Source organism: Afifella sp. IM 167 (genome assembly GCF_020144925.1).
GTDB lineage: Bacteria > Pseudomonadota > Alphaproteobacteria > Rhizobiales > Afifellaceae > Afifella.
In genome coordinates this window covers 45,951-68,893 of sequence record NZ_NSLC01000007.1, presented here as the reverse complement: position 1 = coordinate 68,893, position 22,943 = coordinate 45,951, and the positions used below count along the sequence as shown (strand labels likewise).

Sequence of the window (22,943 nt, the reverse complement as noted above, 5' to 3'; positions counted from 1 at the left end):
CGTCAATTCGCCGCACCGCGATCGGGGCTACCACGCCTTCGTCAGACAAAAGGGCGGGGCGCCTTTTGGCGCCTCCGCCGCGATACGGAGTTGGGCATGTCGAGACATCCGGCGATGGCAGGCAAGCGGCGTTTGCGCCGGCGAGCGCTCGCCATCGCGCTCTGCCTTGTCGCCTTCACGGGCCTTGCGTTCCTTGCCCAGGGCGCCGTCGCAGGCGCCCGAATCGTCTCCGGCGAGGATATGGCGGGCTCCGGCGACATCCGGCCCTTCAGCCTCACCGACCAGGACGGCCGCCACGTCACCGAGGAGGATTTCCTCGGCAGCTTCCAGATCGTCTATTTCGGCTACACCCATTGCCCGGACGTCTGCCCGACCAGCCTGATGGAGTTCACCCAGGCCCTCGACATGATCGGCGCCGAGCGCGCCGCCCATGTGCGCATCCTCTTCATTAGTGTCGATCCGAAGCGCGATACGCTGCGGCACCTCAAGGACTACATCACCGCCTTTCACCCGCAGACCGTGGCGATGACCGGCACCGACGCGGAGCTGCGCGCGGCGGCGAAATCCTACCATGTGCGCTTTCGCCTGACGGTCCCGGACGAGGACGGCGACTACGAGGTCGACCACACCGCCTCCGCCGTCCTGATGGGACCGGACGGGCGCTATCTGAAGCGCTGGGCCTACGGCACTGCGCCGGAGGAGATGGCCAGCGATCTCGAAAGCTACATGGGCGGGAGCGGATCGTGAGTGCCGTATCAGCCATACTGGATAGCCTGGGCCGCAGCGGCGGAATGCTCGCAGGAGTTGCATTTCTTGCCGCCGCCCTCGCGCCGCCCGCCCTGGCGCAGGGGGCCTTCGCCTCGAAGGCCTCGCGCGATACCGATGTCGGCCTGCGCTGGGTCGACGTCACCAATTCGGGGCTTCCGAAGGATCCGGTGATCGGCGGAAACCTCGCCGACGGCACGCCCCTTTACGTCTGCCGCGTCGTCCATATGCGCGACACGGAGAGCGGCAAGCGGGAAGGGCCGGACGGCCATGCCTGCCTCATCGGCACCTTCGGCATGGAGCGTCCCTACAGCACCTTCGAATCGCTCGCCGGCCCGATGGCGGGCGATGTCCCGGCCGGCGCAAAATGGGTTGCCGCCGCCCCCGGCAAGGTTCCCGAAGGCGCCTTCCGCATCGATGGCGGCCATGGCCCGAAGCGCTTTCTGTGCCGCGCGTCCTACCAGGGCGGCGTCCATCCGGGCGTGATCGAGGACACCCCCGAGGGCGATGTCTGCCATATCGGCTGGAAGGGCGACGAGCTGCAGAACGACGCGTTCGAGGTTCTCGTCTTCGGCGACTGAGCGCCCGCCTCGACGCCGCGCGCATCTTCCTTCTTGTCGGACGAAACGGCCGTCCGGGGCCTTGCCCCTGGATGATTTGCCGCAGGCCCGCGCGGTCGGCCGCATGCGGCAGACGCATGGCAGAAATGCGGCAGCGATATGGCGGAGGCTTGCGCCGACTTGACCGGCATCAAGGCGATATCGCGGGAAAGTACCTATGACATTCTTCTGAAAGTACAGGGACATAGCACCCCTGCTTTCGAAAGCTGGAGCGTCAGATTCAACCTCTCTCAAGGTGTTCGAAGCGCCCCATATCCAGTGCCCAAACAATAAAGCGGGGCAAGACCATGCACGACTTAAGTATTAGAGCCCTGGGCTGCACCGTAGCGGCTGCCCTGGGTCTGGCGGCTGCCGGCGCGCACGCGCAGGACACCCTCCAATCGGTAATGGAAGCACGCGGGCTGACCCAGAAGGACATTCTCGCGGCTGCCAAGACCTACACCCCCACCGGCGGACGCGACGAGTTCATCGCCTTCTCGTCAGGCGGCCAGAGCGGCCAGCTGATCGTCTACGGCATCCCCTCGATGCGCATCCTCAAATACGTCGCCGTCTTCACGCCCGAGCCCTGGCAGGGCTACGGCTTCGACGACGAATCCAAGGCCGTGCTCGCGCAGGGCAGGGTCAACGGCAAGGACATCACCTTCGGTGATACCCACCATCCAGCGATCTCCGAGACCGATGGCGACTATGACGGCCAGTATGTCTTCATCAACGACAAGGCGAATCCGCGTCTGGCGGTCGTCGACCTGACCGACTTCGAGACCAAGCAGATCGTCGTCAGCCCGATCATGAAGTCGGAGCATGGCGGCGCCTTCGTCACCCCCAATACCGAATATGTCATCGAGGCTGCGCAGTACCCGGCGCCGCTGACCAACGAGTTCGTGCCGCTCAGCGAATTCAACGACAAGTATCGTGGCGCGGTCACCTACTGGAAGTTCGATCGCGAGGCGGGACGCCTCGATCCGTCGAAGTCCTTCTCCGTCGAGCTGCCCCCCTACAGCCAGGACCTGTCCGATGCGGGCAAGGGTCCGTCCGACGGCTGGTCCTTCACCAACTCGTTCTGCTCCGAACGCTATATCGGCGGCATCGAGAGCGGTCGTCCGCCGTTCGAGGCGGGCTGCTCGCAGAAGGACACCGACTTCCTGCATGTCATCAACTGGAAGCGGGCCGCCGAGCTCGTCGCCGAGGGCAAGGCCGAGAAGATCAACGGCCACGACGTCCTCAGCATCAAGACGGCGGTGGACGAGGGCATCCTCTTCCTGATCCCGGAGCCGAAGTCGCCGCATGGCGTCGACGTCACCCCGGACGGCACCAAGATCGTCATCGCCGGCAAGCTCGATTCCCACATCTCGGTCTACAGCTTCGAGAAGATCATGAAGCTGATCGAGGCGAAGGACTTCGCCGGGACCGATCCCTACGGCGTGCCGATCCTCGAGCTGCAGAAGGTGCTGCACACGCAGCTGGAAGCTGGCCTCGGCCCGCTCCACACGCAGTTCGATAGCACCGACTGCGTCGCCTACACCTCGCTCTACGTCGATTCCCAGATCGTCAAATGGGACTATTGCGAGGGCAAGGTGCTCGACAAGGTGTCGATCCACTACAACGTCGGCCACCTGATGACGATGGAAGGCGACAGCGTCCATCCGAAGGGCAAGTATCTCGTCTCCCTCAACAAGCTCGCCATCGACCGCTTCAATCCGGTTGGCCCTCTGCATCCGCAGAACCACCAGCTGATCGACATCGCCGGCGACAAGATGGACCTGCTCTACGACATGCCGGTTCCGCTCGGCGAGCCGCACTACGCCGTGGCGATCGCGGCCGACAAGCTGCAGCCGCACATCCGTTACGACCTCGGCTGGAACAGCCGGGCCAACGAGAAGTCGGAGTTCCGCACCAGGCCGGGCCGGGAGAAGATCGAGCGCAGGGACGGCACCGTGCATGTGTACGGCAGCCTGATCCGCTCGCACATCACCCCGGAAATCGTCGAGGTCGAGGAGGGCGAGACGGTCTCCTTCCATCTCACCAACCTGGAACGCGCCGAGGACGAGACGCACGGCTTTGCCCTGCATTACTACAACGTCAACCTCTCGGTTGAGCCGGGCAAGACGGTCTCCGCGACCTTCAAGGCGGACCGCCCGGGCGTCTATCCCTACTACTGCACCGAGTTCTGCTCCGCGCTCCATCTGGAGATGCAGGGTTACCTCCTCGTGCAGCCGAAGGGCTACAAGTCCGAGAACGCGGCTCTCCAGGAGGGCACCACCTATGCCCAGGAGGACTACACCAAGCAGGTCGGCGCCAATAACGACACGCAGGACGTGATCGACGGCGTCGTCGCCTACATCACCGGCCGGAACTACAAGGACTTCCCGCCGGTCGTCGCTCTGGTGGAAGACGCCACGGACCAGCTCAACTTCGCGGCCGACGCCAAGAAGAAGTCCGAGGACTACGCCTCCAAGGAAGACTGGCAGAACGCCACCCTGTGGGCCCAGCAGTGGTTCCAGTACCAGGTCAAGGCGGCCGATATCGGCCTCAGAGCCAAGACCTATCTGGAGCAGAACGGGGCGGTCGAGATCAGCGAGCAGCCTCCGATCTCGCCGCGGCCTGCCGACGAGCAGAAGCAATAGCGCTCTGACATGGTCCGGGGGCGGCCTCGCCCGTCCCCGGCCTCTCCTCCAGACGCCAGGAACCCATTCCCATGCGATCCAAATCTCAACACCGGCCCTTGCTGCTCGCGGCGGCCATGCTCGCCATCTCGGCGGCTGCCGTGGCGGTCGGACCCGGCTCGGCCCGGGCGGCGGACCCGGCCACGCCTTCCGGCGGCTGGCAGCTCGCCCAGGCGGATGCCGCAAGTCCGCCCGCCAAGCCGGCTTCCCATCCCGGCAAGCGCGTCTTCCAGCGCAAGACCTGCCTTGCCTGTCACGGCAAGGACGGCGCCGGCGCCATCCTCGATTATCCGAACGTGGCCGGCCAGGAAGAGACCTACATCAAGGACCAGATCACCGACATCATCTCCGGCAAGCGCCTCGGCAGCCCCGACGCCACGGGTAATCCGCGCGCCGTCGGCATGCAGGGCTCGCTGGTGACGCCGGAGGGCGAATCCCGTCTTTCCAAGGAAGAGATCGCCGCCGTCGCCGAATGGCTCGCGGGCCTTCCTCCGGCCGATCTCAAGCTCGCCGACCCCCCGGTCCCCGCCGAGCGCATCGCCGACGGCAAGCGCCTCTACGACAAGACCGGCTGCCGCACATGCCACGGCGTCGAAGGCAAGAAGCCGCTGCGCGGCTATCCCTTCATCGCCGGCCAGAAGCGCGCCTACCTCGTCGCCCAGATGCACGACATCCGCGACGGCGCGCGCACCAACGGCAAGTCACGCACCATGCTGCCCTTCGCCAAACGACTTTCGGACGAGGATATCGAGCTCATCGCCGACTACCTCTCCCAGGTCGACCGCAAGGGCTGACCCAACCACCGGCCAAACAGGAGCGGGCCATGAAACTCTTCAAAATTCTCGCACTCGCCGCGGTCGGCCTCGGCCTCACCGCGCTCCCCGCAAGCGCCTGGAACGAAAAGGTAGGCGAGCAGGACGAGGCCGAGCATCTCGCGCCGAACGTCGAGAACGGCCGCGACGTCTACGAAGTCTGCTCAGCCTGCCACCTGCCGGAAGGCTGGGGCCAGGACGACGGCACCTTTCCGCAGCTCGCCGGCCAGCATCGTTCCGTGCTGATCAAGCAGCTCGCCGACATCCGAGCGCTCAACCGTGACAACCCGACGATGTATCCCTTCGCGCTGCCCTCCGAGATCGGTGGGCCGCAGTCGATCGCCGATGTCGCCGAGTACATCGCCCAGCTTCCCATGAACCCGGAGCCGGGCCTCGGCCCCTGGGAGGAGGGGAGCGCCGAATACGATCACGGCAAGCAGCTCTACGTCGACAATTGCGTGCGCTGCCATGGCGAGAACGGCGAAGGCAGCGCCGAGAAATACTACCCGCGCATCCAGGGCCAGCACTTCAAGTATCTTGTGCGGCAGTTCGAGTGGATCCGCGACGGCAAGCGCCGCAACGCCAACCCGGACATGGTCGAGCAGATCCAGGGCTTCTCCAACGAGGATGTGGAGCACGTCCTCAACTACGTCGCCCGCCAGAAGCCGCCGCAGGAAATGCTCGCGCCTTCTGCCGACTGGCTTAACCCGGACTTCGACTGAGGCGGTCCGCCGCGCTCCCCGAAAAGGGGGCGCGGCCCCGCTTTGGCCGCGCAATGTGAGCCAATTCCATGAGTGATACCAAGACAGCCGCAGGCCCGCCCACGGGCAGGGCGCGCAACTGGATCATCCGGGGGCTTCTTGCCGTCGCCCTCGTCCTGATCGCGGCAAGCTTTTTCTCGCCGGTCTGGTGGGTGGCGCTGAAGGCGCCGAACTATCCGGCCGAATCCTTCCCGGACGGCGTGCGCATCCACTTCCATTTCAACGGCACCTTCAATGGCTGCAGCCTGCACACCAAGGCCGAGGTCTACGAGAAGGAAGCCCTCGACTGCACCCACGAGATGGATGCCATCAACCATTTCGTCGGCATGTACCCGATTGCCTCGGGCGGTGTCGTGGAGCGGGCCTTCTCGCCCTTCCTGATCTCCTTCCTGTTAGTGCTCGTCGTCGGCTTCATGATCTTCAACCGCAAGATCCGGCTGGCCGTCATGGCGCTCGGCTTCGGCGCGATCGCCGTGTGGATGGCGATGACCTACTACACCGCCGGCGGCCTTGCCTGGCAGAGCCCCGGCTATCTCTCCGCGCTCGTCACCTCGCTCGGCGAAGGCCATGAGGAGGCCGGCGAGGAGCTGAGCCCGATCATCGCCCAGCTGCAGCGTTCGCTGGAGGAGAGCGGCCAGTCGAGCATGAGCTCCGAACAGGTCCGCGACAGGGTCAGCCGGGCGGGCGAGCAGGGCCTCGCCGACGCGCTGAGCCGGCTGCGCACCGGCTCCGGCCAGCGCACCGCCGAGGCGAAATCGCTGAAGGAGATCCTCGCCGAAGCCGAGGCCAGCGGCGCCAAGGGATCGGCGGCGAGCATCAGCATCCTGAAGGAGGCCTATGAGGCCGATCAGGCCCGCCTGCCGGTCGCCGAGCGCTCCGAATGGAAGGCGAGCGGCGCCCAGACCCTTGCCTGGCACTACAGCAAGGCGCTCGGACGCTGGTTCAACAACCCCGATGAGATCCGCCCGCTCGTGCGCAACATGACGCTCTTCGGCACCGGCCTCTTCTGGGCGCTGATTGCCGGCATGCTGGTCATGCTCTTCGCCGCAAGGCGTGCCGACCAGCCGCTCTACTGGCTGCTGCCGGCCATCCCCGCGCTCCTGCCCGTCTTCTTCCTGATCGAGTATTCGGGCTGGCTGTGGTGGTACGGGCACAGCCTCAACGACATGGGCGCCTTCACGCTGAAGCCGTTCATGCCGACCGTGTTCGGGCAGGGCAAGGTGGCCCAGTTCTCCACCTATTCCTTCCCGCATTACGGCTTCGCCCTGATGTGCGCCGCCTCGGTGCTCATCGCGCTCGCCGCCCTCCTGCGCCGCAAATCGCTGCGCGAGACGCGGCAGGCGGCGGCCTGAGGAAAGGCCAGTCGCGATGTTGCGGTCCCTTCTCCTCGCTCTGGCGCTTCTCTGGTCGGCGGCCTTCCTCGCCGCCGACCAGGTGCCGGGCGCGGCGGCTTCCGGCGCGGCGGGGCCGGATCTGCCCTCGCTCCAGGCCATCCTCGATGCCGCCGAGGAGGGGACGATCGTGAAGCTTCAGCCGGGCCGTTACCGCGGCCCGGCGGTCATCTCGCGCCCGCTGACTCTGGATGGCGGCGGCAAGGCGATCATCGACGGGGGCGGCAAGGGCACGGTCCTCACCATCGACACGGACGGGGCGACCGTCACCGGCCTGACGCTGACCGGCTCGGGCGAATCCTACAACGACATCGATTCCGGCATCCGCGTCCTGGAGAGCCGCTACAACACCGTGCGCGACAACGTCATCGAGGACTCGCTCTTCGGCATCGACCTGCAGCAGTCGAGCAACAACATCGTCAAGCGCAACAGCATCACCTCCAAGGACCATTCGCTCGGCCTCAGGGGCGACGCGATCCGCCTCTGGTACTCCTTCGACAACCGGATCACAGACAATACGGTGCGCAATTCGCGCGACCTCGTCGTCTGGTATTCCGGCAACAACATCCTGGCGCGCAACTCCGTGGAGAACGGGCGCTACGGCATCCACTTCATGTACGCCAAGTACAACCTCATCGAGGACAATTCCTTCCGCAACAATTCGGTCGGCATCTTCCTCATGTATTCCGACGACGTGGTCATCCGGAACAACTTCATCTTCCACGCCCATGGACCCGCCGGCATGGGCGTCGGCATGAAGGAATCGAGCAACACGGAGATCTCCGGCAACCAGATCCTCTATTGCGGCACCGGCCTCTATCTCGACGTCTCGCCCTTCCAGCCGGACACGACCAACCGCGTCTGGGACAACACCATCGCCTACAGCCGCATCGGCGTCCTCTTCCTCAACGACTGGCACGGCAATGTCTTCAAGGAGAACCGCTTCCGCGACAACATCCGCCAGGTCTCCGTCGCCGAATACGCCGGCGCCGCCGACAATGTCTGGCAGGGCAATTACTGGGACGATTATGCCGGCTTCGACCGCGACCGCGACGGGCGCGGCGACACGGCCTACGAGCCCAAGGTCTATGCCGACCGCCTGTGGATGGACGTGCCGCCCGCCGCCTTCTTCCTGGGCACGCCGCTGATGAGCCTCGTCGACTTCCTGGAGCGCCTCGCGCCCTTCAGCCAGCCGCTTCTCATGCTGCGCGACGAGAGCCCGCAGATGCACGCCGATTTCACCCCGACGGCCGCGCCGCGGGAGGAGGGTCCTTCCGAGGGAGAGGCCGGCACCACGACGATCGATCCGTTCGGCCTGAACGATCCGGGCATTGGGAGATCGACACAGTGAACGACGACAAAAAAACCCCGCTCCCGGAAACAGAAAAACCCGCAGCCGATGCGCCACAGACGGCGCCGGATGGGCCGGCCGCCGCTGCGCCCGATACGGCGCCCGACGCACCGGCGGCGGCGCCCCCCAGAGCCGCAAGGGCGGCGAAGGAAAAGCCCGCCGCGGCGAAGAAACGGCCGCTGTCGCACAAGCAGGAACTCGACAACCGGCGCGAATTCCTGCGCACGATCGTCGCCGGCATCGGCGTTACCGGTCTTGCGCTCGCCGGCGGCATTCCGGTGGTGATGGCGCATGAGCCGCGTCTGCGCCCGCCGGGCGCGCTGGCGGAGGAGGACTTCCTCGCCGCTTGCATCAAATGCGGCCAGTGCGTGCAGGTCTGCCCGGTGGAGGCGATCGAGCTCGGCGATTTTCTCGACGGCTTCGGCAACGGCGTGCCGCATATCGAGGCGCGCGCCCAGGCCTGCGACTTCTCCTGCGACGCCGTCCAGTGCGTCCTTGCCTGTCCGACCGGCGCGCTCACCCACCTCCTCAACACCAAGGAAGAGGTGAAGATGGGCAAGGCGGTGCTGGCGAACCCCTCCACCTGCCTGGCGCGCAAGGGCAGGGGGTTTGTCGGCCTTGCCCGCGGCGCCGGCTTTGGCGGCATCCACCGCTATGTCGAGGTCGACCGCTGGAACCCTATCCCGATCGCCGACCATCCCTACGATCTGGAGCTTTGCGACCTTTGCGTGCGCGAATGCCCGATCCAGGGCGCCATCGAGATGGCCCCGATGAGCGACGATCCGGACGATGCGCGGCGCACGCCGAAGGTGCTCGATGCCTGCGTCGGCTGCGGCATGTGCGAGATGATCTGCCCCACCGCTCCGGCGAGCATCGTCGTCGAGCCCAACGAGGAAGGGCACCCGGTATGAACCGCTTCGTGGAATCCTGGCGCCTGATGCTCGGCGGCAAGCCCTACAAGCCGGCGCCCGAACAGATGACGGAGGCGGCGCGCGAGCTGCACGCCTTCAAGCGCACGCCCGAGCAGAAGCGCCTGCGCATCGCCGCCATCCACGAGGAATTCGAGGGCGAGTACAAGGGGAGCTACAAGTGGCACTACCGCCGCTGGATCTCCATCATCGTCATCAACCTCATCTTCGTCGTCTCCTACCATTACGACGTGCAGCTGGTGGAAGGCGCGCTGACCGCCTCACGCTTCGTCGGCTTCCACATGGCCGATCTCAACGCCGCCCTGCAGGTGATGCTCGCCTACAAGGAGCTCCTGATTAATCTCGCCATCGGCTCGGCGACGGTGCTCATCGTCTGGTGGCTGGTCGGCGGGCGCGCCTTCTGCTCCTGGGTCTGCCCCTACCACCTCCTCGCCGAGGCGGCTGAATGGCTGCATCTGAAGCTCGCCGCGCGCGGCTGGGCGAAGGACCACACTTTCGACCGGCGCCTGCGGGTCGTCATCTACGTTGTCTTCATCGTGCTCGCCTTCGCCACCGGCTACACCGTCTTCGAGACGATCTCGCCGGTCGGCATCCTCAGCCGCTTCCTCGTCTACGGCACCTGGCTCGGCCTCGTCTGGGTCGGCGTGCTCCTGACCATCGAGATCTTCTATTCGAGGCGCTTCTGGTGCCGCTATATCTGCCCGATCGGCCTCACCTACGGCATGGTCGGATCGACCTCGCCCACCCATGTCGAGTACGACCTCGCCAAATGCCTGCACGAGGGCGAGTGCCGGCGCGTCTGCATGGTTCCGCACGTCCTGGAGATCACCAAGAAGGGCTACGCGCCCGATACCAGGGTCGCCATCGGGGCCGACTGCACGCGCTGCGGCATGTGCGTCGACGTCTGCCCGGTGGGCGCGCTCACCTACAAGGTCAAGGGACTGGACAAGCTGCTGTGAACCTCGCCCTCTCCCCCGATACGGCCGTCTTGCCCGTCGTCGCCTGCCGCGGCGTCGAGAAGAGCTTCCGCAGCCAGCGGGTCCTCGACGCGCTCGATCTCGATATCTGGCGTCAGGATCGCGTCGCCCTCGTCGGCTCCAACGGCGCCGGCAAGACGACGCTGATCCGCTGCATCCTCGGCGAATACCGGCACGGGGGAACCGTGCGGCTGGAGGGCGCCGATCCGCGCCGCGACCGGGTGGACGTGCTGCGCCGCGTCGGCTTCGTGCCGCAGCTTCCGCCGCCCCTGAAGATGCCGGTCGCCGAACTCCTGCGCTACGCCGCGAACCTCGTCGGCGTGAAGGTCGAGCGCATGACCTCCGTTGCTGCCGATATGGGCCTGTCGCTCGACGAGGCGCTGAAGAAACCCTTCAACAAGCTTTCGGGCGGCCAGAAGCAGAAGCTTCTGATCGGCATTGCGCTGGGGCGCGAATGCGATCTTCTCATCCTCGACGAGCCGACCGCCAACCTCGATCCGCCGGCGCGCCAGACGCTCTTCCGGCTTCTCGCCGAGCGGCCCCGGACGGCGATGCTGATCTCCAGCCATCGCCTGGAAGAGGTCGCCTCGCTGGTCAACCGCGTCATCGAGATGGATCGCGGCAAGGTCGTCCTCGACGACACCGTGTCGGAAATGATGGAGGGCGCGCCCCTGCAGGCCTGCCGCATCCTCGTCAGCCGGCCGCAGGAAGCCTTTCGCGCCGCCATCGCCGAATGGGGCTTTGAGAGCCGCGACGGGCTGGAATGGCGCGGCCGCGTCGCCGGTCAGGACCGCCTGCGCTTCCTCGGCATGCTCTCGCGCTATGCCGGGCTTCTCGCTGCCGTGCACATCGAAGACGAACGCATCCTGGAGGAGGAGCCGGCATGAGCGCCCCCCTGAACAAGGCCCCGACCCGCCCCATGAGCCCGAGCATGAGCCGCCACCCGAATCGTCGCGCCTTCCTTTGCCAAAGCGCCAGCTTCGCCTTTCTCATGGCCTCCGGCGGCATGCTCTCGGCCTGCAGCGAGGAGACCGGTCCCGCCGATATCCGCTTCGACCGCGATACCTGCGAGCATTGCCGCATGATGATCTCCGATCGGCATTTCCCGGCCTCCATCCGCGGCGGCCCGCGCCACGCCGCCCACAAGTTCGACGATATCGGCTGCGCCATGCAGTGGCTCGGCAGGCAGGAATGGGCAAGTGAGGCAAAGACGGAGATCTGGGTTGGCGACTACGAAAATCCGGGCACCTGGCTGAAGGCGAAAGAGGCCGTCTATATTTCCGGCCTCGTCACCCCGATGGATTACGGCTTCGGCGCTGTCGCCGCCCCGCATGAGGGCGCGGTCGATTTTGCCGCCATGAAGAAGGCCGTGCTGGAGCGCGATACCGCGCAGATCTGTTCGCCCTCGCGCCTTGCCCGCCGGCTCGGCGAGGCCGAGAAGCTCGCCTCCGCCGCCCCGCAGAGCCTCGCCGCGGGGAGCCCCGCCAAATGAAAGCCCTCTGGCTGACCGCGCGGCTCGACGCCATGGAATCGCTCCGGGCGCGCTGGTTTGTCGTCTACACCATCGTCTTCGGCGGCCTCGTCATCGGGCTGATGCTCTTCGGCCTGACGGAATCGCGGGTGATGGGCGTCACCGGCCTCTCGCGCATGCTGGTCACCTTCATCCAGCTTTCCATGGCGATCCTGCCGATCTTCATCCTGCTTTCCACCGTGCGCTCGCTCTCCGGCGACCGCGAGGCCGGCGTCTTCGAGTACATGCTCTCCCTGCCGGTCTCGCTGGCCGGCTGGTACTGGGGCAAGTTCGTCGGCCGTTTCGCCGTCGTCTTCCTGCCGGTCTTCGCGGCGATGGCGGGCGCCGTCCTGTGGGGGATGGTGCGCGGGCTCGACGTGCCCTGGCTGCACTTCCTCTATTATACCGGTCTGCTTCTCTCGATGTGCGTGTGCTTCCTCGGCATCGGCTTTCTGATCTCCAGCGTGGCGCGCTCCATCGACATCAGCCAGGGCATCGCCTTTCTCCTCTGGCTGGTCATGCTGATGTTTCTCGATCTCATCCTGCTCGGCCTCATCATCCGCACGCATGTGCCGCCGGAGATCGTCATCGCCATCGCGCTCGCCAATCCGCTGCAATCCTTCCGCACGGCGGCGATGATGCTCTTCGACCCGCAGCTCATCCTTCTCGGCCCCTCGGCCTATGTCATCCTCGATGCCTTCGGCCACGCCGGCTACATGGTCTTTGCGGCGCTCTATCCGGTCCTGGTCGGGGCCGCCTGCGGCGCCCTCGGCTTCCTGCTCTTTCGCCGCAACGACCTGCCCTAGAGGAGGGCGCATCGTATCGGCCGTTGCCAAAAACCCTGTTCTTCCTTGCGTCATTGGTGCATAGGGGTTTCGTTTGAAGCGCGAATGAAAGCGCCTGCATGAAACTCGACGCGATGGTGCACGATCGCCAGAAGGCCATCCTGGACCGGGCCCGCGCCACGGGCCGGGTGACGGTGGAGGATCTGGCCGAGGCCTTCCAGGTCTCGCCGCAGACCATCCGCAAGGATCTCAACGAGCTCTGCGAGCGCCGCTATCTGATGCGCGTGCATGGCGGGGCGACGCTCTCCTCCACGGTGGAGAATGTCGGCTACGACGCCCGCCGCATCATCGCCCAGGGCGAGAAGGCCGCCATCGGCCGTGCCGCCGCCGCCCTCATTCCCGACGAGGCCTCGCTCTTCATCAACATCGGCACGACGACGGAGGCGGTTGCCGAGGCGCTGCTGCAGCGCTCGGGCCTCATGGTGATCACCAACAACATCACCGTGGCGACGCTGATGCGCCCCTATCCCTCGCTTCAGGTCATCATTGCCGGCGGTTTGGTGCGCTCTTCGGACGGGGGCATCGTCGGCGAGGCGGCGGTCGATTTCATCCGCCAGTTCAAGGTCGACTACGCCATCATCGGCATTTCGGCGATCGATCTCGACGGCTCGCTCCTCGATTTCGACTATCGCGAGGTCAAGGTGGCGCAGGCGATCGCGGAGAATGCCCGCCGCGTCGTCCTGGTCGCCGATGCGACGAAGTTCGAGCGCACCGCGCCCGTGCGCATGGGGCATCTGAGCGAGATCGACGTCTTCGTCACTGACGAATGCCGGCACGAGGAGATCCGTGTGCTCTGCGCCGAGAACGGCGTCGAACTGGTCGAGGCGGGGAGCGCCCGCGCCCCGGCTCCATCCCTCGAAAGCTGACCGCGAGCGCATCCCTTTCTGAAAAGTGATCCGATTTCTGCTTTCGCGCCGCTTGCGTTATGCGCGCGGTTGAAGATAGAAATGAAGCCGAAGCGAAAGAGGTGGATCAACCGCCCGTCGCGCCGCAGGGGAGACGCAGGGATGCCCAGGTGAGGAGGGACTACGACATTCTCGTGGTCGGCGGCGGTATCAACGGCTGCGGCATCGCGCGTGACGCGGCGGGGCGCGGCTGGTCCGTCCTCCTGTGCGAGATGAACGACCTCGCGAGCGGCACGTCCTCCTGGTCCACCAAGCTCATTCACGGCGGTCTGCGCTACCTGGAATATTACGAGTTCCGGCTGGTGCGCGAGGCGCTGATGGAGCGCGAGCTCCTCTGGTCGCTGGCGCCGCACATCATCCGCCCGCTGCGCTTTGTCTTGCCGCATCACAAGGGCCTCAGGCCCGCCTGGCTGCTGCGCCTCGGCCTCTTCCTTTACGATCATCTGGGCGGCCGCAAGCGCCTGCCGCCGACGAAGACGCTGGACCTGCGCACCGATCCGGCGGGCAGGCCGCTCGCCGGCGACGACCGCCGCGGCTTCGAATATTCCGACTGCTGGGTCGACGATGCGCGCCTCGTCGTCCTCAACGCCCGCGATGCCCAGGCACGCGGCGCCGATATCCGCACGCGCACCAAGGTCGTCGGGCTGCAGCGGCAGGACAAGGGCTGGGTCGCGACCCTGCTCTCTGCCGACGGCACCCGAGAGGAGGTGCATGCCCGCCTCGTCGTCAACGCCGCCGGCCCCTGGGTCGACAAGGTGCTGGACGTCGCGCCCCATGCCGAGGACCAGCCGATCCGCCTCGTCCAGGGCAGCCATATCGTCGTGCCGAAGCTCTACGACCACGAGCGCTGCTACATTTTCCAGAATGCCGACGGGCGCATCGTCTTCGCCATTCCCTACGAGAAGGACTTCACCCTGATCGGCACCACCGACCGGGACTATGAGGGCGATCCGGCGGATGTGCGCATCACCCAGGGCGAGATCGACTATCTGTGCGAGGCGATCAGCGCCTATTTTGTTCGCCCGGTCACGCCTGCCGACATCGTCTGGACCTTTTCCGGCGTGCGACCGCTCTTCGACGACGGGGCCGGCTCGGCGCAGGAGGCGACCCGCGACTATGTGCTGAAGGTCGACGGGGACGCCAGGACGGCGCCCATCGTCAATGTCCTCGGCGGCAAGATCACCACCTATCGCCGCCTTGCCGAGGCCGTGATGGAGAAGATCGAAGACGCCCTCGGCGAGACCCACGGCCATCCCTGGACGGCGGAGGAGGCGCTGCCCGGCGGCGCCTTCCCGGTCGATGGCTTCGACACGCTTCTGGGCGAGATCGCCGGCGCCTTTCCCGGCCTGCCGCGCGAACTCCTCGAGCGGCTCGTCCATGCCTACGGCACGGAGACGCGCGCCCTTCTCGGCGATGCCGAGACCCCCGCCGCTCTCGGGCGCCATTTCGGCGCGGGCCTCTACCAGAGGGAGGTCGACTGGCTGAGAACCAACGAATGGGCCGAGAGCGCCGAGGACATCGTCTGGCGGCGCTCCAAGCTCGGCCTTCGCCTCGGCGAGGCGGAGGTGGGCGCACTCGAAGCGTATTTGAAGGGCTGCCGCGCCGGGCACGGCGTGGCTTCCGCGGCGGCCGAATAGGATTTTCCGCCGGGCACCGCCCGGCGGCACAAAGATGCGGCCGCAAAGAGCCGCGCAACGGGAAACGGGCGCCAGGCGCGTCCGAGGGAGGAACGGCAGTCGATGCTCGAACTGCGCGACGTCATCAAGGAAGTCGGTCAGGAGACGCATATCCGCGGCGTCTCGCTCGCTCTGGAGCGCGGCGGCCTCAACGTGCTGCTCGGGCCGACGCGTTCCGGCAAGACCTCGCTCATGCGCCTGATGGCCGGCCTCGACAGGCCCACCAGCGGCGACGTCCTCATGGACGGCAAGAGCATCGTCGGCGTGCCGGTCCAGAAGCGCAACGTCGCCATGGTCTATCAGCAGTTCATCAACTACCCGACGCTGACGGTCTTCGAGAACATCGCCTCGCCGCTGCGCGTCGCCGGGCATGACAGGAAGACGATCAGGAGCGAGGTCGAAAAGGCTGCCGCGCTCCTCCAGCTGGAGCCCTATCTGGACCGCACGCCGCTGGAGCTTTCCGGCGGCCAGCAGCAGCGCACCGCGCTCGCCCGCGCGCTCGTCAAGAACGCCGAGCTCGTCCTCCTCGACGAGCCGCTCGCCAATCTCGACTACAAGCTCCGCGAGGAGCTGCGGGCCGAGCTGCCGAAAGTCTTCGCCGAAAGCGGCACCATCTTCGTCTACGCCACGACGGAGCCGACCGAGGCGCTGCTTCTGGGCGGCAACACGGCGACGCTGGCCGAGGGCAAGGTCACCCAGTTCGGTCCGACCATCGAGGTCTTCAACCGGCCGGACGATCTCGTCACCGCCAGGACCTTTTCCGACCCGCCCCTCAATACGCTCCCGGTCAGCAAGAAGCCGGAAGGTTTCGTCACCACCGACGGCACGGTGATCGCGCCGGACCGGGAGGCGGCGGGCCTGCCGCAGGGCGAATACGTCCTCGCCTTCAGGCCGCACCACCTCTTTCTGGAGGCGCCGGGCCCCGCGGCGGTGGCGCTGAGGGCAAGCGTCGCCATCAGCGAGATCACCGGCTCGGAGAGCTTCATCCATGTCGACCATGCCGGCGAGCGCTGGGTGGCTCTTGCCCACGGCGTGCGCGGCATAGAGGTCGACAGCGAGATCACCGTCTTTCTCGATCCGGAGCGCCTCTTCGTCTTCGACCGGAACGGCGACATCGCCGCTTCTCCGGCGCTCAGGCACGCGGCGTAGGGGAGGGGAACATGGCCCGCATCGTCCTCGACGGCATCGCCCATTCCTACCTCTCCGAGCCGCGCCGGCCGGCCGACTGGGCGCTGAAGGAGATCAACCACACCTGGGAGGACGGCCACGCCTATGCGCTGCTCGGCCCATCGGGCTGTGGCAAGACCACGCTTCTCAATCTCATTTCGGGGCTTCTGACGCCGACGAAGGGGCGCATCCTCTTCGGCGAGGAGGACATGACCGGCCTGCCGCCGGAGGCGCGCAACATCGCCCAGGTCTTTCAGTTCCCGGTCGTCTACGACACCATGTCGGTCTTCGACAATCTGGCCTTCCCGTTGCGCAACCGGCGCGTTCCGGAAGCGGAGGTGAAGACGCGCGTCGCCGAGATGCTGGACATCATCGGCCTCAAGGACAAGGCGCGGCGCAAGGCCGCCGGACTTTCGGCCGACGAGAAGCAGAAGATCTCGCTCGGCCGCGGGCTCGTGCGCTCCGACGTCGCCGCCATCCTCTTCGACGAGCCGCTCACCGTCATCGACCCGCATCTCAAATGGGTGCTGCGCTCGCAGCTGAAGCATCTGCACCGGCGCTTCGGTTTCACCATGATCTACGTGACCCACGACCAGACGGAGGCGCTCACCTTCGCCGACAAGGTCGTGGTCATGTACGAGGGCGAGGTCGTGCAGTTCGGCACGCCGGCCGAGCTCTTCGAGCGCCCGCGCCATACCTTCGTCGGCTATTTCATCGGCTCGCCCGGCATGAACGTCCTTCCGGCGAAGGTGGACGGCGCCGAGGCGATGGTCGGCAGCCACCGCATCGCGCTTGAGGGCAGCTACGGCCGGCCCGGCAACGGCGCCGAGATCGGCGTCAGGCCCGAATTCGTCAGGATCGCGCCGGCGGGCGAGGGCGTGCCCGTCCAGATCCGCGGCGTGGAGGATGTCGGGCGCTACCGCATCGTACGCACGCTCCTCGCCGGCCATGAGCTCAACGCCATCGCCGGCGAGGACGAGGCGCTGCCGGCGGAGGCTTCCGCGCTCTTCGATCCCGGCCACGTCAACGTCTACGTCAATTCCCATCTCGTCGAGCCGGAGGCCCGCTGATGGACAAGCCATGGAACAACAAGGCCTGGTTCCTGGTCCTGCCGGTGGTGGTGCTCGTCGCCTTCTCCGCCGTCATCCCGTTGATGACGGTGGTCAACTACTCCGTCCAGGACACTTTCGGGCAGAACGTCTTCTTCTGGGCCGGCACCGACTGGTACGAGCAGACGCTGGCCTCCGAGCGCTTCCGCGACGCGCTCGTCCGCAATCTCGTCTTCTCCTTCCTGATCCTCGCCATCGAGGTGCCGCTGGGCATCGCCGTGGCGCTGGCGATGCCGCGCAAGGGCTGGGGCGTCTCCGTCTGCCTCGTCCTGATGGCGCTGCCGCTCCTCATTCCCTGGAACGTCGTCGGCACCATCTGGCAGGTCTTCGGGCGCATCGATATCGGCCTTCTCGGTCGCGTGCTGGCCGATATCGGCATCGACTACAACTACACGCAGGAGCCGATCGCCGCCTGGGCCACCGTCATCGTCATGGACGTCTGGCACTGGACGAGCCTCGTCGTCCTTCTCTGCTATGCCGGCCTCGTCTCCATCCCCGACGCCTACTACCAGGCCGCGCGCATCGACGGCGCCTCGCGCTGGGCGGTCTTCCGCTACATCCAGCTGCCGAAGCTGAAGCACGTCCTTTTGATCGCCATCCTGCTCCGCTTCATGGATTCCTTCATGATCTACACCGAGCCCTTCGTGGTCACGGGCGGTGGCCCGGGCAATTCCACCACGTTCCTGTCGATCGATCTCGTGAAGATGGCGATCGGCCAGTTCGATCTCGGCCCCGCCGCGGCGATGTCGATCGTCTACTTCCTGATCGTCCTGGCGCTCTCCTACGTCTTCTACACGGTGATGACGAAGACCGGCGCCGACCGGCCGGGAGGGCGCTGATGGCTGCGACCGACGTCAATCCGGCAACGGCGACACGGACCGAGGGCAGGGTGCGGGCGAGAAGCGCCGGCGGGCGCGGCTCCGGCCTCACCTGGCTGGTGCCGACCCTCTACATCTTCTTCCTGCTCCTGCCGATCTACTGGCTAGCCAATATGAGCTTCAAGACCAACCAGGAGATCCTCTCCACCTTCTCGCTCTGGCCGGTGCGCCCGACGCTGGACAATTACCGGGTCATCTTCACCGACCCGTCCTGGTACTGGGGCTATATCAACTCCATCATCTATGTCGTTATGAACACGGTGATTTCCGTGGCGGCAGCCTTGCCCGCGGCCTATGCCTTCTCGCGCTTCACCTTCCTCGGCGACAAGCACCTCTTCTTCTGGCTCCTGACCAACCGCATGGCCCCGCCGGCGGTCTTCGTCCTGCCCTTCTTCCAGCTCTATTCGTCCTTCGGCCTCATCGACACACATATCGCCGTCGCCATCGCGCACTGCCTCTTCAACGTGCCGCTGGCGGTGTGGATTCTGGAAGGCTTCATGTCGGGCGTGCCGAAGGAGATCGACGAGACCGCCTATATCGACGGCTATTCCTTCCCGCGCTTCTTCGTGAAGATCTTCATGCCGCTGATCGCCTCCGGCATCGGCGTCGCCTGCTTCTTCTGCTTCATGTTCTCCTGGGTGGAGCTTTTGATCGCGCGCACGCTGACGACGACGGACGCCAAGCCCATCGCCGCCACCATGACGCGCACGGTCTCCGCCTCCGGCCTCGACTGGGGCGTGCTGGCCGCCGCCGGGGTGCTGACCATCATCCCGGGCGCGCTCGTCATCTATTTCGTGCGCAACTACATCGCCAAGGGCTTCGCCCTGGGGAGGGTGTGATGGACCTTTCCTGGATGGCCTGGACCTGGCCGACGGCGATCTTCTTCCTGTCGATCCTGGCCCTGCTCGTCGCCATGGCGGTGTGGGAATATTTCAGCCCGGGCGGGGGCCCGCGCATCGGCATTTTCGGTTTCGAGACGACACGCGGCGACCGGCTGTTCATCGCGCTTCTCGGCGCCGCCTTCATCTCTCTCGGCTGGCTTGGCTTAACGGAGCTGAGCCTTTGGTGGGCTCTGGCCCTTTCGCTCGTCTACGCCGTCGGCGTCTTCCGGCTTGTGTAGGGGCTTTTGAGAAGCCGGTCCGCCAGGCGGGCCGGCAGGACGACAACAATCGGAGGAAAACCAATGAGACGAACATTGATGGGAGCGGTGGCGCTTGGCGCCATGATGCTCTCTTCCAGTGCCTTCGCCGACATGGATGCGGCGAAGAAGTTCCTCGACGATGAGATCGGCGATCTCTCCGCCCTGTCCCGCGCGGATCAGGAAAAGGAGATGCAGTGGTTCATCGACGCGGCCAAGCCTTTCCAGGGCATGGAGATCAAGGTCGTCTCCGAGACGATCACCACGCATGAATACGAATCCAAGGTCCTCGCCCCGGCCTTCACCGCCATCACCGGCATCAAGATCACGCATGACCTCATCGGCGAGGGCGACGTGGTGGAGAAGCTGCAGACGCAGATGCAGTCCGGCGAGAACATCTACGACGCCTACATCAACGACAGCGATCTGATCGGCACGCACTGGCGCTACCAGCAGGCGCGCAGCCTCACCGACTGGATGGCGGGCGAGGGCGCCGACGTCACCAATCCGATGCTCGACGTCGACGATTTCATCGGCAAGTCCTTCACCACCGCGCCGGACGGCGATCTCTACCAGCTGCCCGACCAGCAGTTCGCCAACCTCTACTGGTTCCGCTACGACTGGTTCAACGATGAGAAGAACCAGGCCGACTTCAAGGAAAAGTACGGTTACGACCTCGGCGTGCCGGTCAACTGGTCGGCCTACGAGGATATCGCCGAGTTCTTCACCGGCCGCGAGATCGACGGCCAGAAGGTCTACGGCCACATGGATTACGGCAAGAAGGATCCGTCCCTCGGCTGGCGCTTCACCGATGCCTGGCTCTCCATGGCCGGCAACGGAGACAAGGGCATTCCGAACGGCGTGCCGGTCGACGAATGGGGCATCCGCGTCGACGAGAACTCCCGTCCGACCGGCTCCTGCGTCGCGCGCGGTGGCGATACCAACGGCCCGGCCGCGGTCTATTCGATCCAGAAGTATCTCGACTGGATGAAGGCCTACGCTCCGCCGGAAGCCCAGGGCATGACCTTCTCCGAATCCGGGCCTGTCCCGGCGCAGGGCCAGGTCGCCCAGCAGATCTTCTGGTACACCGCCTTCACCGCCGACATGGTCAAGGACGGCCTGCCGGTGGTCGACGAGGAGGGCAATCCGAAGTGGCGCATGGCTCCCTCGCCGCACGGCGTCTACTGGGTCGACGGCATGAAGCTCGGCTATCAGGACGCCGGTTCCTGGACGCTGATGAAGTCGACGCCGGACGATCGCGCCAAGGCGGCCTGGCTCTATGCCCAGTTCGTTACCTCGAAGACGGTCGATGTGAAAAAGAGCCATGTCGGGCTCACCTTCATCCGTGAATCGACCATCCAGCACGACAGCTTCACTGAGCGTGCGCCCAAGCTCGGCGGCCTCGTGGAGTTCTACCGCTCGCCGGCCCGCGTCCAGTGGACCCCGACGGGGACCAACGTGCCGGATTATCCCAAGCTCGCACAGCTCTGGTGGCAGGCGATCGGCGATGCGTCGTCGGGTGCCAAGAGCGCCCAGGAGGCGATGGACTCCCTCTGCGCGGCGCAGGAACAGGTGCTTTCGCGCCTGGAGCGTGCCGGCGTGCAGGGCGATATCGGCCCCAAGCTGAACGAGGAGCACGACATGCAGTACTGGGTCGACCTCGCCAAAAAGGAGGGCAACCTGGCGCCGCAGCCGAAGAAGGATCCCGAGAAGGAGAAGCCCCAGACGGTCTCCTACGACGAGCTCGTGAAGAGCTGGCAGGAGGCGAAGCCGATGTCGGGCGACAAGGCAAGCTCCAACTAGGCAAGGGACTTCCCCCGAAGATGCCAAGTCGGGCGGCCAGGGCGAAAGCGCCCCGGCCGCCCTTTTCTGCGCCCTGTGCCGCCTTGCCTGTCGCCGCCCGGGCGACAAGCATGGGCTCCAGCTAAGAATCGTCCGGGAGGATCGGAAAATGTCGGGTTTCGTTCTCGCCATCGACCAGGGCACGACATCGACCCGCGCCATCGTCTTTGATGCCGGCCAGCGCGTGGTTGGCGTCGGCCAGCTGGAGTTTCCGCAGCATTTCCCCCATTCCGGCTGGGTGGAGCACGATCCGGACGATCTCTGGCGCACCACTGTTGCCGTCGTCCGCCGGGCTCTGGCCGAGGCGAAGATCTCCGCCCGCGACCTTGCCGGCCTCGGCATCACCAACCAGCGCGAGACGGCCCTCGTCTGGGACAGGAACACCGGCGAGGCGATCCACAACGCCATCGTCTGGCAGGACCGGCGCACGGCGCGCCTCTGCGAGCGGCTGATCGCGGAGGGCAACGCCCCGATGGTGGCCGAGAAGACGGGCCTGCTCATCGACAGCTATTTTTCCGGCACCAAGGTCGCCTGGATGCTTGAGAACGTTGACGGCGCGAAGGCCCGGGCCGAGGCGGGCGATCTCGTCTTCGGCACGGTCGACACCTGGCTGATCTGGAAGCTCACCGGCGGCCGGCGCCACGTCACCGACGCCACCAACGCCTCGCGCACCCTGATGTTCGACATCCGCGCCCATGACTGGGACGATGAGCTGCTGAAGATGCTCGGCGTGCCGCGCTCCATGCTGCCGGAGGTGCTCGACAGCGCCGCCGATTTCGGCACCACCGACGCGGAGATCTTCGGCTCGCCGGTGCCGATCCTCGGCGTTGCGGGCGACCAGCAGGCCGCCACCGTCGGACAGGCCTGCTTTACGCCGGGCATGGTGAAGTCGACCTACGGCACCGGCTGTTTCGCCGTCCTCAACACGGGCGAGGAATTCGTCGCCTCGGGCAACCGGCTCCTCACCACTATCGCCTACCGCCTCGACGGCAAGACCACCTATGCGCTGGAAGGCTCCATCTTCGTCGCCGGCGCGGCCGTGCAATGGCTGCGCGACGAGCTGAAGCTGATCGAGCGGGCCGAGGAATCCGGCCAGCTCGCCTCCCATGCCGATGAGGAGCAGGAGGTCTATCTCGTGCCGGCCTTCACCGGCCTCGGCGCGCCCTGGTGGGATGCCGATGCGCGCGGCGCGATCTTCGGCCTGTCGCGCGCCACAGGTCGCGAGGAAATCGCCATGGCGGCGTTGGAATCGGTCTGCTTGCAGACGCTCGATCTCGTGGAGGCGATGCAGCGCGACTGGACCTCCTCGGAGGAGACGGTGCTGCGCGTCGACGGCGGCATGGTGGCGAGCGACTGGACGATGCAGCGCCTGGCCGATCTCCTCGACGCGCCGGTCGACCGGCCGGTGGTGCTGGAGACGACGGCGCTCGGTGCCGCCTGGCTCGCCGGTAGGCAGGCGGGCGTCTGGCCGGGCGAGGCGGAATTTGCCGAAAGCTGGCGCCGCGACCGCCGTTTCGAGCCCTCCTTCGACGAGAAGCGCCGCGAGAGGAAGATCGCCGGCTGGCGCGACGCCGTGGGCCGCACGCTGAGCCGGCAAGCCTGAG

General features: G+C 66.1%; 21 protein-coding genes. All 21 read left to right on the top strand.

Going from position 1 to position 22,943, the window contains the following annotated elements:
* The first annotated feature begins 96 nt into the window (after positions 1 to 96).
* The 21 genes from CLD20_RS13790 to glpK all read left to right on the top strand — a co-directional run bounded on the left by CLD20_RS13790 (position 97) and on the right by glpK (position 22,942).
* Complete coding sequence (locus CLD20_RS13790; RefSeq protein ID WP_224407235.1) at positions 97 to 747, top strand: SCO family protein; 651 nt, start codon at positions 97 to 99, stop codon at positions 745 to 747.
* 44 nt (positions 748 to 791) lie between these two features.
* Complete coding sequence (locus CLD20_RS13785; protein ID WP_224407234.1) at positions 792 to 1,346, top strand: DM9 repeat-containing protein; 555 nt, start codon at positions 792 to 794, stop codon at positions 1,344 to 1,346.
* A 425-nt stretch (positions 1,347 to 1,771) separates the two neighbouring features.
* The gene (nosZ, locus tag CLD20_RS13780; RefSeq protein WP_224407233.1) at positions 1,772 to 4,009 is read left to right on the top strand and encodes a Sec-dependent nitrous-oxide reductase; all 2,238 of its coding nucleotides are present in this window, start codon (positions 1,772 to 1,774) and stop codon (positions 4,007 to 4,009) included.
* Between the two features lie 71 nt (positions 4,010 to 4,080).
* Positions 4,081 to 4,842 carry a c-type cytochrome gene (locus CLD20_RS13775; protein ID WP_224407232.1) on the top strand — a complete coding sequence of 254 codons (762 nt, stop codon included), beginning with the start codon at positions 4,081 to 4,083 and terminating at the stop codon, positions 4,840 to 4,842.
* Between the two features lie 29 nt (positions 4,843 to 4,871).
* Positions 4,872 to 5,582 carry a c-type cytochrome gene (locus tag CLD20_RS13770; protein ID WP_224407231.1) on the top strand — a complete coding sequence of 237 codons (711 nt, stop codon included), beginning with the start codon at positions 4,872 to 4,874 and terminating at the stop codon, positions 5,580 to 5,582.
* A gap of 68 nt (positions 5,583 to 5,650) precedes the next feature.
* Positions 5,651 to 6,973, top strand: coding sequence for a hypothetical protein (locus tag CLD20_RS13765; RefSeq protein WP_224407230.1), 1,323 nt, complete (start codon positions 5,651 to 5,653; stop codon positions 6,971 to 6,973).
* Between the two features lie 16 nt (positions 6,974 to 6,989).
* Positions 6,990 to 8,363, top strand: a complete 1,374-nt coding sequence (gene nosD, locus CLD20_RS13760) for a nitrous oxide reductase family maturation protein NosD (RefSeq protein WP_224407229.1) — start codon at positions 6,990 to 6,992, stop codon at positions 8,361 to 8,363.
* On the top strand, positions 8,360 to 9,274 hold the full coding sequence (locus CLD20_RS13755; protein WP_224407228.1) for a 4Fe-4S dicluster domain-containing protein: 915 nt from the start codon (positions 8,360 to 8,362) through the stop codon (positions 9,272 to 9,274). The genes nosD and CLD20_RS13755 overlap by 4 nt, the downstream gene beginning before the upstream one ends.
* Complete coding sequence (locus CLD20_RS13750) at positions 9,271 to 10,251, top strand: NapH/MauN family ferredoxin-type protein (RefSeq protein ID WP_224407227.1); 981 nt, start codon at positions 9,271 to 9,273, stop codon at positions 10,249 to 10,251. Before CLD20_RS13755 ends, CLD20_RS13750 begins: the two co-directional genes overlap by 4 nt.
* A complete protein-coding gene (locus CLD20_RS13745) occupies positions 10,248 to 11,156 on the top strand; it encodes an ABC transporter ATP-binding protein (protein WP_224407226.1) in 909 nt (302 codons plus the stop codon). The genes CLD20_RS13750 and CLD20_RS13745 overlap by 4 nt, the downstream gene beginning before the upstream one ends.
* The gene (locus CLD20_RS13740; RefSeq protein ID WP_224407225.1) at positions 11,153 to 11,761 is read left to right on the top strand and encodes a nitrous oxide reductase accessory protein NosL; all 609 of its coding nucleotides are present in this window, start codon (positions 11,153 to 11,155) and stop codon (positions 11,759 to 11,761) included. The genes CLD20_RS13745 and CLD20_RS13740 overlap by 4 nt, the downstream gene beginning before the upstream one ends.
* Entirely contained in the window at positions 11,758 to 12,585 is an 828-nt protein-coding gene (locus CLD20_RS13735) for an ABC transporter permease (RefSeq protein WP_224407224.1), read from the top strand. The genes CLD20_RS13740 and CLD20_RS13735 overlap by 4 nt, the downstream gene beginning before the upstream one ends.
* 113 nt (positions 12,586 to 12,698) lie before the next feature.
* Positions 12,699 to 13,490: a DeoR/GlpR family DNA-binding transcription regulator gene (locus CLD20_RS13730; RefSeq protein WP_224407430.1), complete on the top strand. Its 792-nt coding sequence runs from the start codon at positions 12,699 to 12,701 to the stop codon at positions 13,488 to 13,490.
* A gap of 149 nt (positions 13,491 to 13,639) precedes the next feature.
* On the top strand, positions 13,640 to 15,166 hold the full coding sequence (glpD, locus tag CLD20_RS13725) for a glycerol-3-phosphate dehydrogenase (RefSeq protein ID WP_224407429.1): 1,527 nt from the start codon (positions 13,640 to 13,642) through the stop codon (positions 15,164 to 15,166).
* A gap of 102 nt (positions 15,167 to 15,268) precedes the next feature.
* Positions 15,269 to 16,354 (top strand): ABC transporter ATP-binding protein, encoded by a 1,086-nt coding sequence (locus tag CLD20_RS13720; protein WP_224407223.1) that lies wholly within the window; start codon positions 15,269 to 15,271, stop codon positions 16,352 to 16,354.
* Positions 16,355 to 16,365: 11 nt separating this feature from the next.
* A complete protein-coding gene (locus CLD20_RS13715) occupies positions 16,366 to 17,442 on the top strand; it encodes an ABC transporter ATP-binding protein (protein WP_224407222.1) in 1,077 nt (358 codons plus the stop codon).
* Positions 17,442 to 18,320 (top strand): carbohydrate ABC transporter permease, encoded by an 879-nt coding sequence (locus CLD20_RS13710; RefSeq protein WP_224407221.1) that lies wholly within the window; start codon positions 17,442 to 17,444, stop codon positions 18,318 to 18,320. The genes CLD20_RS13715 and CLD20_RS13710 overlap by 1 nt, the downstream gene beginning before the upstream one ends.
* Positions 18,320 to 19,198, top strand: a complete 879-nt coding sequence (locus CLD20_RS13705; RefSeq protein ID WP_224407220.1) for a carbohydrate ABC transporter permease — start codon at positions 18,320 to 18,322, stop codon at positions 19,196 to 19,198. The genes CLD20_RS13710 and CLD20_RS13705 overlap by 1 nt, the downstream gene beginning before the upstream one ends.
* Positions 19,198 to 19,479, top strand: a complete 282-nt coding sequence (locus CLD20_RS13700) for a DUF2160 domain-containing protein (protein ID WP_224407219.1) — start codon at positions 19,198 to 19,200, stop codon at positions 19,477 to 19,479. The genes CLD20_RS13705 and CLD20_RS13700 overlap by 1 nt, the downstream gene beginning before the upstream one ends.
* A 63-nt stretch (positions 19,480 to 19,542) precedes the next feature.
* Positions 19,543 to 21,300, top strand: coding sequence for an ABC transporter substrate-binding protein (locus CLD20_RS13695; RefSeq protein ID WP_224407218.1), 1,758 nt, complete (start codon positions 19,543 to 19,545; stop codon positions 21,298 to 21,300).
* A gap of 148 nt (positions 21,301 to 21,448) precedes the next feature.
* Positions 21,449 to 22,942 (top strand): glycerol kinase GlpK, encoded by a 1,494-nt coding sequence (gene glpK, locus CLD20_RS13690; RefSeq protein ID WP_224407217.1) that lies wholly within the window; start codon positions 21,449 to 21,451, stop codon positions 22,940 to 22,942.
* Position 22,943: the final 1 nt, after the last annotated feature.